This window comes from Staphylococcus sp. AC872, assembly GCF_979255425.1.
In genome coordinates this window covers 1-247 of sequence record NZ_CEEDKW010000078.1, presented here as the reverse complement: position 1 = coordinate 247, position 247 = coordinate 1, and the positions used below count along the sequence as shown (strand labels likewise).

Here is a 247-nt window from a genome sequence, read left to right as displayed (position 1 = left end):
CACTATTTCCGTGACTCTCATTAGCTGTAACTTCACTTCCATTTTGAACACCTTGATAGCTTATTGTCACTGCTCCACTCGCATTATCGATACTAATTCCAGTCGGTGTCTCTTTTAATGTCCATTGGTTCCCTACTTTAGTTGCGATTACTTCCTTCGCATCTCCATTCGGCGCTACATAATGAATTGTCATTTTATCTGCATCACTTTGTGGTGTAACTGTTACACTTGCACTCGCTTCATCTGG

The 247-nt window shown here is 41.3% G+C and carries 1 pseudogene; it reads right to left on the bottom strand.

Annotated elements, in window-relative coordinates:
* A pseudogene (locus ACZ267_RS12990) lies at positions 1–247 on the bottom strand (cell wall anchor protein); the annotation flags it as partial.